General features: G+C 66.9%; 11 protein-coding genes and 3 riboswitches. Of the genes, 7 read left to right on the forward strand and 4 right to left on the reverse strand.

Annotated elements, in window-relative coordinates:
* Positions 1–27 precede the first annotated feature (27 nt).
* The 4 genes from DCN14_RS21430 to DCN14_RS21445 all read right to left on the reverse strand — a co-directional run bounded on the left by DCN14_RS21430 (position 28) and on the right by DCN14_RS21445 (position 4,118).
* Positions 28–2,133, reverse strand: coding sequence for a dynamin family protein (locus tag DCN14_RS21430; protein WP_096502613.1), 2,106 nt, complete (start codon positions 2,131–2,133; stop codon positions 28–30).
* Between the two features lie 18 nt (positions 2,134–2,151).
* Positions 2,152–2,772 (reverse strand): hypothetical protein, encoded by a 621-nt coding sequence (locus tag DCN14_RS21435; protein ID WP_115531433.1) that lies wholly within the window; start codon positions 2,770–2,772, stop codon positions 2,152–2,154.
* Positions 2,773–2,943: 171 nt separating this feature from the next.
* Positions 2,944–3,014: riboswitch (Fluoride riboswitch) on the reverse strand.
* A gap of 73 nt (positions 3,015–3,087) precedes the next feature.
* The gene (locus tag DCN14_RS21440; protein WP_096502609.1) at positions 3,088–3,633 is read right to left on the reverse strand and encodes an inorganic diphosphatase; all 546 of its coding nucleotides are present in this window, start codon (positions 3,631–3,633) and stop codon (positions 3,088–3,090) included.
* Positions 3,634–3,647: 14 nt separating this feature from the next.
* Positions 3,648–4,118, reverse strand: a complete 471-nt coding sequence (locus tag DCN14_RS21445) for an HAD family hydrolase (protein WP_096502607.1) — start codon at positions 4,116–4,118, stop codon at positions 3,648–3,650.
* 115 nt (positions 4,119–4,233) lie between these two features.
* Positions 4,234–4,304, reverse strand: a riboswitch (Fluoride riboswitch).
* 252 nt (positions 4,305–4,556) lie between these two features.
* Between DCN14_RS21445 and DCN14_RS21450 the strand changes: the two genes are divergently transcribed.
* The 7 genes from DCN14_RS21450 to DCN14_RS21480 all read left to right on the forward strand — a co-directional run bounded on the left by DCN14_RS21450 (position 4,557) and on the right by DCN14_RS21480 (position 12,696).
* Entirely contained in the window at positions 4,557–4,925 is a 369-nt protein-coding gene (locus DCN14_RS21450; protein WP_096502605.1) for a DUF190 domain-containing protein, read from the forward strand.
* A 47-nt stretch (positions 4,926–4,972) separates the two neighbouring features.
* Positions 4,973–5,043: riboswitch (Fluoride riboswitch) on the forward strand.
* 236 nt (positions 5,044–5,279) lie between these two features.
* Entirely contained in the window at positions 5,280–6,227 is a 948-nt protein-coding gene (locus DCN14_RS21455) for an NADH-quinone oxidoreductase subunit H (RefSeq protein WP_240327418.1), read from the forward strand.
* A gap of 7 nt (positions 6,228–6,234) precedes the next feature.
* Positions 6,235–6,915 carry a hydrogenase gene (locus tag DCN14_RS21460; RefSeq protein ID WP_096502601.1) on the forward strand — a complete coding sequence of 227 codons (681 nt, stop codon included), beginning with the start codon at positions 6,235–6,237 and terminating at the stop codon, positions 6,913–6,915.
* A 2-nt stretch (positions 6,916–6,917) separates the two neighbouring features.
* A complete protein-coding gene (locus tag DCN14_RS21465; RefSeq protein ID WP_096502599.1) occupies positions 6,918–8,396 on the forward strand; it encodes a proton-conducting transporter membrane subunit in 1,479 nt (492 codons plus the stop codon).
* Positions 8,393–9,880 carry an NADH-quinone oxidoreductase subunit C gene (locus tag DCN14_RS21470; protein ID WP_096502597.1) on the forward strand — a complete coding sequence of 496 codons (1,488 nt, stop codon included), beginning with the start codon at positions 8,393–8,395 and terminating at the stop codon, positions 9,878–9,880. The genes DCN14_RS21465 and DCN14_RS21470 overlap by 4 nt, the downstream gene beginning before the upstream one ends.
* 31 nt (positions 9,881–9,911) lie before the next feature.
* Positions 9,912–10,712 (forward strand): NADH-quinone oxidoreductase subunit NuoB, encoded by an 801-nt coding sequence (gene nuoB / locus DCN14_RS21475; protein WP_096502595.1) that lies wholly within the window; start codon positions 9,912–9,914, stop codon positions 10,710–10,712.
* Positions 10,702–12,696 carry a proton-conducting transporter membrane subunit gene (locus DCN14_RS21480; protein WP_096502593.1) on the forward strand — a complete coding sequence of 665 codons (1,995 nt, stop codon included), beginning with the start codon at positions 10,702–10,704 and terminating at the stop codon, positions 12,694–12,696. The genes nuoB and DCN14_RS21480 overlap by 11 nt, the downstream gene beginning before the upstream one ends.

A 12,696-nucleotide genomic window follows, 5' to 3' on the forward strand; every position in this document is an offset into this window, starting at 1 on the left:
CGCGCTCGACATCCGTGCGTCCGCCGATCAGGTCGATGCGCGATCGCCCGGCGTGCCGTTCACCTCGAAGGACCGCAGACGGGAAATGTCGTCCCGCAATTGCTCGGCGGTCGATCGTGCGGGAATATCGCTTCCGTTTCGTACGCGTTGCAGTCGCGCAATCTGTTCGTCCAGCGTATTCACGAGCGCGGCGAGTTCGCTGCGTTTCCAGTCCGACAACACGTCGAGATGGGCCGCCAGCGAACGCTGCACGATCTGCACGGCGGCGCTCTCCGGAAGCAGCTTGCGCACCGACCGCTGAAATCCCCACCGACCGAACCAGCGGCCCATGGCGCGCGGAAACAGGGTGGTCGGCAGCGCGCGTTCCCACGTGAAGGCGGGGGCGGCACACGGCACCGGGATGGTCGGCAGGAGCCGCGGCAGGCCGAGCGATTCTGCCGCGCGATGCAGTGCGATGTCGGCGCAGGCGTGGAGGGACTCGACCATTCGCATGGCCGCGCCGGCAAGCGAGCGCGCATGCGCCTGCGCGGCGAGTTCGATCAGGCGCGTCGCATCGAAGGAGGCGTCGCGGGTTTCAGACCATAGCGCTGCCGCATTGTGTGCGATTTCGGCCAGCAGCGCCGCCATCGTGAGGCCGAGGCGCGGGCGGGCGTTGTCGATCGAATCGATCGCGACGGCGATCAGGTTGCGGCTGGCCGTCAGTTCGTCGATCGCTTCGCCTATTCGCGAGTCCGATTGGGCGGATGGCGACTGCCAAAGCAGCCGGATCTGCAGCGCATCGAGGATGTCGCGCCTCAGGGTGCAGAGCTGGCGAAGGCGCTGCGCCGCACGTTGTTCGCGGCACTGGGCGAGCGCGTCGGCCAGCGGCCCGTCGACCCACGCGCGCCGCCACGGCGGATCCTCTTCCCGGATGCTGACCAGGTAGACCGGGACTTCGAGATTCGTGCTTCGCCAGAGACCGGACACGACGTGGTCGTAGATGCGCCAGCGGTCGTCCGTATCGATGAGGTCGATTTTGGTGACGAGCACGATCACGCGGGCGCCGCGGCCGCTGAGCTCACGGACGAGCGTGGCTTCTCGCAGGGTGAGCGGCGCACTCGCCGAGATCAGGACGATCGCGATGTCGCACCAGGGAAGAGCCCAGGCGTCGGCGAGCAGGGCGTCCGACGTCTCCCCGTCGAGACCGGGCGTATCGATCAACGTGACGCCCTTCGCGAGCAGCGTCGACGGGGACTGAAGGGCGATCCGCGTGACGCCGCGATAGTTGTCCGCATTGAAATGCGCATCGACGAATTCCGCCACGCGCGCCCGATCGATGGCTTCCGGTTGTTCGGTCGCGAACGCGACCCATCCCCGCGTGGTTGCGCCATGACGGATCTCGACCGGTACGGCGGTCGTCGGGAGCGCCGCGACCGGTAGCAGGGCGTCGCCGAGCAGGCTATTGACGAGCGACGATTTTCCGGTGCTGACCGCGCCGAACAACCCGACGACGGCGTCCGCACACGCGTGGTGCCGCGCGAAATCGAGGGTGCGGCGATGCAGGTCGCCGAGGCCGTGCGAGACGGTCACGCGCTCCAGTTCGCGCAGAAGCGGATCCCGGTCATCCGGCGGGGCGGTCGACTGCGGTGCATGCGCGTCGTCGGCTGCCGCCGGCGCGCGAGGGGCTGCGTCGTCGGCATCGTCGGCCAGCGCAGACAGAAGCACCGAGAGCGACTGCATCATGTGATCGACGAGCCGGCAGGCGTCGTCTTCGAGGTCGTCCGACAGGGGTTGGGCGGTCGAGGCCGGAATACCGGTCTCGATGCGCGGGTCGAGTTGCGAGATCGCGACCATCGCTTCGCTGATGCGAAGCCGGCAACACGCGACCGCGCTTGCGGTCGGCGCCGACGGCGAGATGCCATGCCGGTCGGCGATCGTGCGCATCACCGCGCGAAGCTGGTCGAATTCCGCGACGAGGCGCTGATACTGGACCGGCACGCCGTCGGCGATTCGTGCGGGAAACGGCGACGCGCGCGACAGCGGGTCGAGATAGTGCAATGCATCGCTGACACAGGCGTCCACGCGCGAGAATGCGTCGGCGATCCGCTGCGTATAGGCGGGTGGAAAGGCGCCATGCTTGTCGTTCCGTGCCATGATCTTGTCGCCTCTTCTTCAATCGACGCCGAATGCCTGCGAGATGTCCTGCCAGCCGCTGCACCAGCCGATCGCGGCGACGAGCGCGCCCCGATCCTCGTCGGTGTCGGTATCCCGGCTGTCCCAGCGGAACGCATGTTCGAAGCGGCCGAGATGCGTGGCGATGTCGATGACGGTCTGACGATGCGCGCGAAGTTCGGGGCCGTGGTTGTGTGCGATCGATTCGATCAGATGGAGGCGGCAAAGCGACGGGTTGCCGGTGCCGGCGCAGCGGCCGCAGACATGGGGAACCCAGCCGGCGCGGTTTGCATCGGCGAATGCGCGCGCATTCGCGAGATCCCGGCCCTGGGCGAGGCGCTGCGCCGGCGCATTGCCCGGCGAGTCGGCGTGATAGCCCAGGCTGCACATGTGGCACGGCCCGCCCGGTTGCAGCCGCCGGCGCATGATCGCCGCCGGCGCGAATCCGTACCGGCCGCCGCCCAGTATGCGCACGGCGCGCGCCATCAATTCGGAGTACAGAATCGTGCTGCCGTGAATCAGGTGCGGCCGGAAGGCCGCTTCGACGGTGAAGAAACCCAGTGCGTGGCGCGGACACATTCCCCAGTGAGCATCGAGGCGCGAACGGACGTCCGCATCCATGATGCTGCCCTGGATGAACCACCACAGGAAGTCGACTTCTCCGTCCGAAAGCGGGCGGCTGCAAGACGGAGGGGGCGAAGCGCTTGAGGGAAGCACGTTATGCCGTCCAGGAGGCTGAAATGCGCATACACCTGGACAGAGGCATCGAAATGACCCTGCAGCCCCTGACCAGGAACCGTAGGCATCATCAGCCGCACCGATCGGGCGGCGGTTCGTGGAGGCATGCCATCTCCCGTAACGACATCTTCATTCTAATGAGTGCGCCGGGGGTTGGCAACGCGAGCCGCCGCCGCGCATCGATGATGCGAAAAGCGCTTACCGGGCGGTCTCCCTCGATGCGCGAAACGCCGCGATCGCACCGAGCAATTCGTCGTGCGCGTCGTTCACCGAGCTCCAATGCTCGAAGCGCGACCATCGGCCGGACTCGAACACCTTGTAGTTGACGAAGAAATGACGGAACTCGTGCAACACCAGGAGCGGGAGATCGTCGAGGGTCCGGATCTGCGCGCTGAGCGGGCAGACGCTGTCGACCGGCACCGCGATGATCTTCGCGTCGGGGCCGCGTTCGTTGGTCAGGTGCATCGTCCCGAGCGCGCGCGCTTCGACGACGGCGCCCGGCACGATCGGAAACGGGGCGACCACGAGCGCGTCGAGCGGCCGCCCGTCGGGTGCGAGCGTTTCAGGAACGAAACCGTAGTTGGCGGGATAGCGCATGCTGGTCATCATGAACGTTTCGACGCGCAGCCGGCCGGACCGGGGATCGGCCTCGTACTTGACCGGGTCGCCGAGCGCGGACATTTCGACGATCACGTTGAAGCTGGCAGGGACGTTATTGCCCGCGCCGATGTTGTCGTCATTCATCGCGGTTTCTCCGGCTAGCGACGCAGCGAAGCGATCAGGCGCGTCGGGAACAGCATCAGCCCCAGCGCATCGACGGCATGACGCACGACGACGTCGGCCGCTTCCAGCGCGTCGGCGGCGAGCCCTTCCGTGCCCAGCACGGCAATGCCGAGGGCGGCCTGTTCGAGCATCAATGCATCGTTACGGCCGTTGCCGATCGCCGCAACGCGGCCGGCGCCGAGGCGCACGACGTAGTCGCGCTTGGCTTCGGCCTGTGCGGCCGGGGGCAGGCAGACCACTTCGGCGCGGCAGCCGCGCATCTGCATGCGGGCGTCTCCGTAGGTATTGCCGGTCACGACGTGAACGTCGAGTCGTTCGGCAAGCTGGGCGATGCGCGGCGCGATGCCCTCCAGCAGCTTGCCGTCGACGGCAAGCGTTCCGTTGAAGTCGAGCACGAGATGCTCGAGATTCAGCACATGACAACCCGGGATGTCGATCGAGATCATCCGCTTCTCCTTGCGCACCGTGCGGGCGTGAAGCCGCGACGGCACATTGGCCGATTCAGCGAGTCGTCCGGGCCATGCGGAAAAGCGGGCGATGCAACAGCGTACCGATGGCCGGACAGCTGCAGGCATCATCAGCCGGGCAGGAAAGCGCGGCGGTTGGCGGAGAATGCCATCTCCGTAGATCGAACCAGTCTTTTAGACAATGTAGGCAATGCCGCGGCGGGACGCAATCGGGAGCGACGCGGCCTGCCGCTTCCGATTGCGTCCCGCCGGCGATTTAATGGGGGTTGATCATGTCGCCGCATGGTACTGCCCGATATTGCAATGCGGCGGCATCCGCAGGACATCCATGAACTAGAATGATTGGCAGGGCCCTGTGTCCATGAGTGCCGTCGCGCGCGCGACGGTGTGTTCTGGTGTCGTTTGACGGAGGCAGACATGAACGGCTACCAGCTTACTTTCTACACCGAACAGAATCGTCGGCACGGCCATCACACGATCACGGAGTGGTTGCTGCACGAGGCGAAGCATCTCGGCATTCACGGGGCCACGGTGATCAGCTGTGCAGAGGGAACCGGGCACGCCGGCGCGCATCATGCCGCGCACATGCTGCGGCTCGACGATCAGCCCGTACAGATCATCCTCGCGGTCACGGAAGACGAAGCCGACCGTCTGCTGGACGCGGTGAAGGCCGAGCACGTGCACGTGTTCTATACGCGCTCGCCGATCGAATTCGGTGTGCTCGGCGACGACGCCCCTGCAGCCGGGAAAAAGCGGTTTACGCTCTTCGGCCGTCGAATGCATTAGGGGCAGGTCCCCTTGCATGTATCGACGCGTTTCCTATACTCGGTACTGAACCAAGCGGAGATGGCATTCTCCCTGAACCGCCGCGCTGTCCTGCTCGGCTGATGATGCCTACCAGTCCCCGGGGTCCGGGGCCGGTAGGCATTCTTGGGCCGGCTCGCATTCACGAGCATCCCGGGCATATCGATGCCTGAATAAAGCGAACAAAAAAATGGGATGCCCCGGCGAGACGTCATGGCGTAGCTTCGTCAGTTTCCTTCCATGTTGCGCACCGCGACGGTCGAACCCGTCGCGCGGCATCGCCTGCGCGGGCGCTCGCCGCGATGGCGATGCCGCAGCCGAAGCGGGAGCGCGGTCGTGAGCGCGCGCGACATCCTGCTTCAGGTCGCGCAGGTCGTCACGGTCCTCGCGCTGTCGCCGCTGCTGCAGGGCGTGATCCTGCAATGGGAAGAGCGGCTCCAGCGCGGGCAGGGCCCCGGCATCTTCCAGCCGTACCGCGATCTGCGCAAGCTGTTCCGCAAGCAGCTGGTCGTTCCGCATACGGCGTCGTGGATCTACTGGTGCGCGCCCGTCGTCGCGTTCACGTGCATGCTGACGGTGCCGATCCTGATTCCCGTGCTGACCGACTTTCCGCTGCCGCTGTCCGACATGGGGGACATCCTGGGCGGCGGGCTGATCCTCACGCTCGGGTCGTTCGCGATCGTGCTGGCCGGCCTCGATTCCGGCAGCGCATACGGCGGGATCGGCGCGAGCCGCGCGGTGATGCTCGGCATCCTGGCCGAGCCGACGCTGATTCTCGTGCTGGTCGGCATCACGCTGCTCGCGAAGTCGATGCTGCCGTTCGTTGTCAATCACTTGCTGGTCCGGCAGCCGTCCGTCTACTGGAGCCCCGCGCATCTCTTTCTGGTTTTCGCGTTCTTCGTGCTGCTGCTCGTCGAGACGGATCGCCTGCCGATTCATTCCAGCACGCACATCGAGGTCTACATGATCGAGGAGGCACGCATCCTCGAGTATTCCGGCCCGCTGCTGGCGCTGCTCAAGTGGGCGTCGACGATGAAGCAGTTCATCCTCTACACGATCTTCTGCAATGTGCTGACCTTGCCCTGGGGGCTGTCCCAGCGCGGCACGGCGCTCGGCGCGCTGGGCGCGGCGGCGGGACTGTTCGCGAGAATGCTCGTCGTGGTGCTCGTTGTCGTGCTGGTCGAGACCGCGCAGTCCCGGCTGCGCTTCTTCCGCTATCAGGAGCCGCTCGCGGCGTCGTTCATGCTCGCGATCCTGGCGATCGCGGCCAACCAGCTACGGTGACGATCTCATGCTCCTCGCCCATCTCGACCCGCTCGCCGCATCGTTGTTCAGCCTGCTTGCGATCGGCAGCCTGCTGCTCGCGTTCGTCATGCTCGGTTCGAGATGGCTCAAGGACTACCTGCTCGCGTTCACCGCGGAATCGTGGCTGATCGCCGCGTTGTCGGGCGCGGTCGGCTATTACGGGAATTACCACGAGCTGTACCTCGTCGCGGTGTTGACCGCATTTTTCCGCGGACTGGTATTGCCGTACCTGATCTGGCGGATCATCGCGCGCCTGGCCGTCGAACGGGAGCTGCACGTGATCCTGCAGCCGAGCTCGTGCCTCGTTCTCGGCGCGCTGCTCGTGCTGTTTGCGTTCGTCGTGTCGAATCATCTCGGCAATGCGCTCGGCCTCGGCGGCACGGTGGTCGTGCTGGCGCTGACCGTGATGCTGTCGATGAAGCTGATCGGCTTCCTGATGCTGGCCGTCCGACAGGAGGCGATCAGCCAGGTGCTCGGGCTGCTGATTCTCGAGAACGGCATCTTCCTCGGCTCGCAGATCCTGGTGCCCGGCATGCCGCTGCTGATCGAACTGGTGCTGCTGTTCGACCTGCTGGTCATCGTCGTGAGCTTCGGGGTGCTCGTTCGCTACCTCGTCGCGCACGTGGGCAGCACGAGCAGCCGTGAACTCAGACGCCTCGTGGGGTGATCATGATCCAGTGCTGGCTCGTGGCAATCGCCGTCGCACCGCTGCTGGCCGCCGTTGCCGCCATGGCGGCGCGGCGCGGCCGCGTGGCGGAGTTCGCGAATCTGGCGGCGTCCGTCGTCTGCGCGGTCTGCGCGCTGTGGCTCGTCGCGCACGTGGCCGGGCCGCGCACGTTCCTGGCCGACTACGTGATCTTCGACGCGCTCGCGGCGTGGACGCTGGTCTGCACCTGCGCGGTCTACTGCCTCGCGTCCGTCTACGCAATCGGCTACATGCGGCTGCTCAAGGACGAGGCGGCGCGGCTGCCGGGCTTCTACGCGCTGTTCGCGCTGTTCGCCGCGACGATGATCTGCGGCCCGCTGATGAACAACGTCGGCGTCTACTGGATCGCGATCGAGCTGACGACGCTCGTCAGCACGTTTCTCGTCGGATTCGAGCATGGGCAGGAAGCGATCGAGGCGGCATGGAAATACATCATCGTCGTGTCGGCAGGCATCAGTCTCGCGCTGCTTGGCACCGTGCTGTTCTATTGGGCCGGCAGCCTCGTGCTCGGCCCGACCTACGACATGACGTGGACGGCCCTGCGCCACGCCGCGCCGAGGATGAGTCCGGCGCTGACGCAGACGGCGTTCCTGCTGGTGCTGGTCGGCTACGGCACGAAGGCGGGGCTCGCGCCGATGCATACGTGGCTTCCGGACGCGCATAGCGAAGGGCCGGCCCCCGTGTCGGCGATGCTCTCCGGTGCGTTGCTGAACACGGCGATGCTGGGTGTCGCGCGCTTCCTGACGGTCACCGACGCGTCGGGATCTTCGCGGCTGCCCCGCACCGTGCTGGTGGCGTTCGGCGTGTGCTCGCTGGTCGTCGCGGCGCTGTTCATCGTCCGGCAACAGGGCATCAAGCGGCTGATGGCGTACTCGAGCGTGGAGCACATGGGCGTGCTGGCGCTCGGATTCGGGTTCGGCGGCCCGCTGGCGATTGCCGCGGTGCTCTATCACATGCTCAATCATTCGCTGAACAAGTCGCTGATGTTCTTCGGCGCCGGCAACATGATGCGCATCTACGGCACGAAGAACATCGACGAAATCCGCGGCGTGTGGGCGCGCTTTCCCGTGACGGGCGCGCTGTGGCTGGCCGGCGCGGTGGCGATCACCGGGGCGCCGCCATTCGGGCTGTTCCTGAGCGAGGTGACGCTGATGCGCGCGGGCTTCGCGACGTCGCACGCGTGGGCCGTCATCGTGCTCCTCGTGCTGCTGATCGTCATCTTCATCGGCTTCCTGAACCACTTCCGCACGATGTATCTCGACCCGCGATCGACCGCAGATGCATCGGCCGACACGAGCGGGCCGGTCGCCGCGAGCGCGTGGATGACCGTGCCGATGTGGCTCGCGATCGTGCCCGTGTTCGTACTGGGCATCTGGTGGCCCGATACCTTGTGGCGCTTTTTTCAGACGGTCGCGGCCGACCTGGGCGGAGGCGCGCAATGAAGAACTGCGAAATCGCCACGCTGACGATCGACGAACTGCAGCCGGCCGCGCGGCAACTGCTCGCGAACGGCGGGAGAATGCAGGGCGTCTATGCGTGGTATCCGACGCCCCGGCAGCCCCGGCTTCGATATGTCGCGACGCGTCCCGGACACGAGACGTGCGTGGGCTGGTCGGTGGACGTCGGTGCCGATCCCGTGCCGAGCCTCGCGGCGATCTGCCCGCTGCTCGGCTGGCACGAGCGGGAGATCATGGAAATGAGCGGGATCGGGTTTTCCGGCCATCCGGAGCCCGAGCGGCTCGTGACTGCCCATCTGCCGGACCTGTCGACCGCGCCGCTTGCGCCGGCGGCCGCGAGTGCGGGCCGGGCCACTGTCGTGCTGGCCGCGCCCGGGTTGCCGGCCGTGTCGGGCAAGCATGTGCAGCTTCTGCCGTTCGGGCCCGTGCGTGCCGACGTGCTCGAATCCGCGCAGTTCATCTTCTACTACGTCGGCGAGGGGATTCTCTACTATCACCCGAACCTGTTTCTCAAGCATCGCGGGATCGAGAAGCAGTTCGAAGGCATGGCGTGCGGCGCGGCCACGCTGCTGGCCGAACGGGTGTCGGGCGTCGACAGCTTCGCGCAGGCGCTGGCGTATGTGCAGGCGGTGGAGGATGCGGCGGGATGCGACGTCCCCCGGCGGGCCGAGTGGTTCAGGGTCATCGCGGCCGAGCTTGAGCGCATCTACAATCATCTGCACTACCTCGGCCACCTGTGCCATACGACGACGCTCAAGGTCGGCGAATCTCAGGGGAAGCTGCTCGAAGAGCTGGCCAAGCAAATCAATGCACGGGCGTGCGGAAGCCGGTTCCTGCGCAACGTGCTCTGGCCGGGCGGGGTCCGGCGCGAACTCGACGTCTATGCGGTGGCGAAAGGGCTTGCGGGCCTGAAGCCGCAGATCGAAACCTACGTCGGCCTGATCGAGCGTACGACGAGCCACCTGGACCGGCTGATCTCGACCGCGCCGCTCAGCCAGAAGCTCGCGTTCGACCAGGGCGCGACAGGCCCGGTCGAACGCGCGTCCGGCGTCGATCGGGACCTGCGCCGGGATCACCCGTATGCGATGTACCGCACGCTGCGGCCGGCCATTGCGCTCGAGGCCGGCGGCGACGCCTGCGCGCGGATGCGCGTGCGCATCGCCGAACTGCGCGCGAGCATCGACCTCGTCGAGCGCGCGATCGACGGCGTGGCCCCGGACGGCCCGACGCTCGCGGCGTGTCGCGTGCCTGCTGCCGCAGAAGGGCTGGGATGGGCCGAATCGTCGCGCGGAACGGTCATGTACGCGGTTCACTTCGACGATGCCGGCTGCCTGTCGCGCGTGAAGATCAAGTCGCCGTCGTTTGCGAACTGGCGTGTCTTTCCGTCGACGGTGTATGACAGCAACATGATGGACTACGCGATCAACGAGGCCAGCTTCGGGCTCACGATCGCCGGATGTGCGCGTTAGCGCCGATCACTTTGCGGGAGGCATGCCTCTTATGTCGCTCTGGACCTGGTTCGGATTGAAGGAAGGCCGCGCAAGCACCGGCTGGCCATTGGCGGACGATGCGGACGGCCAGGACGGCGTGCTCGGCATGCCGCGTTTCGATCCGGCGAAGTGCGCGCCAGGGTGCGACGCGTGCACGCGCGCGTGCGAGACGCATGCGATTACGCTCGATCCGTCTCTGGCGGCGCCGGTCGTCGACTGGGGGCGCTGCATCGTGTGCCAGCGCTGCACGGAGGCGTGTCCCACTGGCGCTTTCATGCCTTCGGAAGACTGGGCCGTGGGTGTGCACGAGCGCGCGGACCTGAAGTGGGACGTCGCGATGAGCCAGCGTGTCGTCCGGGAGGTGGTCGACGGCACCCGGCGCGCGTTCGGCCGGAGCCTGCATATCCGTCACGTGGATGCCGGCTCGTGCAACGGTTGCGAATCGGAATTGCAGGCGCTCGACAACCCGTTCTACAACCTGCATCGGCTCGGCATCTTCTTCACGCCGTCGCCGCGTTTTGCGGACGTGCTGCTGGTCACGGGGCCGGTCACGAAGGCCATGCGCCAGCCGCTGCTGGAGACCTGGGAGGCGATGCCGTCGCCGCGCTGGGTCGTCGCGACGGGCACCTGCGCGGTGTCGGGCGGCATGACGGGCGGGAATTATGCGTGCGGCACCGGGCTGGACGACGTGCTGCCCGTCGACATCTATTTGCCCGGCTGCCCGCCCAATCCCGCGGCGCTGCTTCATGCGCTGTTGATGCTCGTCGGGCGGAGCAGGCAACGGATGCGGGGAGGCGAGATTGAACGCTAACGATCTGTTCGGCGTCGCGGTCGCGGCATGGGGGCTGGCGGCGCTCCTTTCGCCGGTACGGGCGCTGCTGCGCGGCGTGCGCGTGCTGCTCGGCGCGGGCTGCGCATTCGGCGTGCTGGCCTGCATCGTGGCGCTGCCCGACGGGACGGCGCCGGTGTCGCTTCATGTCGCGCTCGCCGGGCAGTGGACGCGCTTCGCGATGGATCCGGCGGGCGTCTGGTTGCTCGGCTTCGGCCTGGTGCCGGCGATGTTCGCGTGCTGGACCGGCTCCGCGCTCGGGAGCCGGTCCGGGCGCTGGCACGCCGGCGCCGCATTCAGCCTGCTCGGCGCGCTCGGCGTCGTCGGCATGCAGGACGGGATCTCGCTGCTCGTCGCATGGGAAACGATGAGCCTGGGCGGCGCGCTGATGCTGACCGGCGAGCGCGCGGAGCAGGACGAGGGGAAATCGGTGCTGCTGATGCTGGCGCTGCTCGAGGTCGGCGCGGTCGCCCTGATGTTCGCGATCGTCGTGCTCGGCAACGCGGCGGGCGGCGTCGGATACGACGGATTCCTCGCGCGCGCGGGCCTGACCGGCAACGTGGTCTCGTGGTTTGCCGGCGTCGCGTTGTTGATCGGGTTCGGGGCGAAGCTGGGTCTCGTGCCGTTTTACGAATGGTTCCCGCGCGCGTATTCGTCGGGCAGCGGCGCAACCGGCGCGCTGTTTTCCGGCGTTGTGCTGAATGCCGCGTATTTCGCGTTGAGTCGGTCGTGGAATAGCTGGCTCAACGTGGGCACCGACGGCGGGGCGGTGTTCGGCCTCGGCGTGATCGCGATCGCGGCCGGCGTGGCAAGCGCGATACTCGCCGTCCTGTTTGCGTTCCAGCAGGACGACTGGCGCGCGCTGCTCAGCTATTCGTCCGCGGAGAATGCGTCGGTTGCCGTGGTGATGCTCGGCGTCACGCAGCTGTTTCGCGCGGACGGGCTGCCGGCGCTGGCCGGCCTGGCATGGACCGTCGCGCTGCTTCATCTGGCCGGCCACGCGCTCGCGAAAGGCGCGCTGTTCCTGGCGGCGGATGGCGTATTCGCGGCATCCGGCAGCTTCGATATCGTGTCGCGCGGCTGGCTGCGACGAAGCGGCTTTCTGCTCGGCATCGGCGCGCTGTTCGCGGCGATGAGCCTCGCGTCGGTGCCGCCGCAGGCCGGCTTCGTCAGCGAATGGTATGTTTTCCAGTCGGTGTTCCAGGGGTTTCACCTGTCGTCGTTCATCGGCCGGCTGGTGCTCGTGCTGGCCGGTGCCGGCCTCGCGCTGGCCGCGGCGGTTGCGCTGGCAACCTTCGTGAAGGTGTTCGGCCTCGGTTTGCTCGGGCCGTCGGACGACGACCCCGGAAGGCGGGTGCCGACGGGCTGCGCGGTGTCGGTCGGCATCCTCGGAACAGGCGTGCTGGCCGTCGCTGTCGGTGCGCCGCTCTGGCTGAATGCGCTGGCCAGCGGCGCGCGGTCGCTGTTCGATGCGAACGCGCCGCAGGCGATGGTTTCGGGCTGGCTGCTGGTGCCGCTGACGGACACGTTCGCATTCATCTCGCCGTCGAAGCTCATCATCGTGATGCCGTTGCTGTCGCTGCTGCCGATCGCGCTGCTGTGGCTCACGAAGCGGGCGGCGGTGCGCCGCGCGCCGGTCTGGTTCGGCGGGATGACGTCGAATCCGCGCGACGCGATGACCACGGCGCTGACGTTTTCGAATGCGATGCGCACGTTCTACAGTTTCGTGTATCAGCCGACCGCGACGACGACACGCGAGCACGAGCAGCGCGAGTATTTCATCAAGCGGCTGGTGTTCTCCGCCGACGTTACCGACCTGTTCGAACGCCATCTGTTCGATCCGGCGATTCGTGCCGTCAGCTATTGCGCGGAAAAGCTCCGGGCGCTGCAGTCGGGCAATCTCAACTTCTACCTCGCGCTGATCGGTGCGCTGCTGGTCGCGATCCTTCTGTTGACGCTCGTTTAG

This window comes from Burkholderia sp. IDO3 (genome assembly GCF_003366075.1).
Taxonomy (GTDB): Bacteria; Pseudomonadota; Gammaproteobacteria; order Burkholderiales; family Burkholderiaceae; genus Burkholderia; species Burkholderia anthina.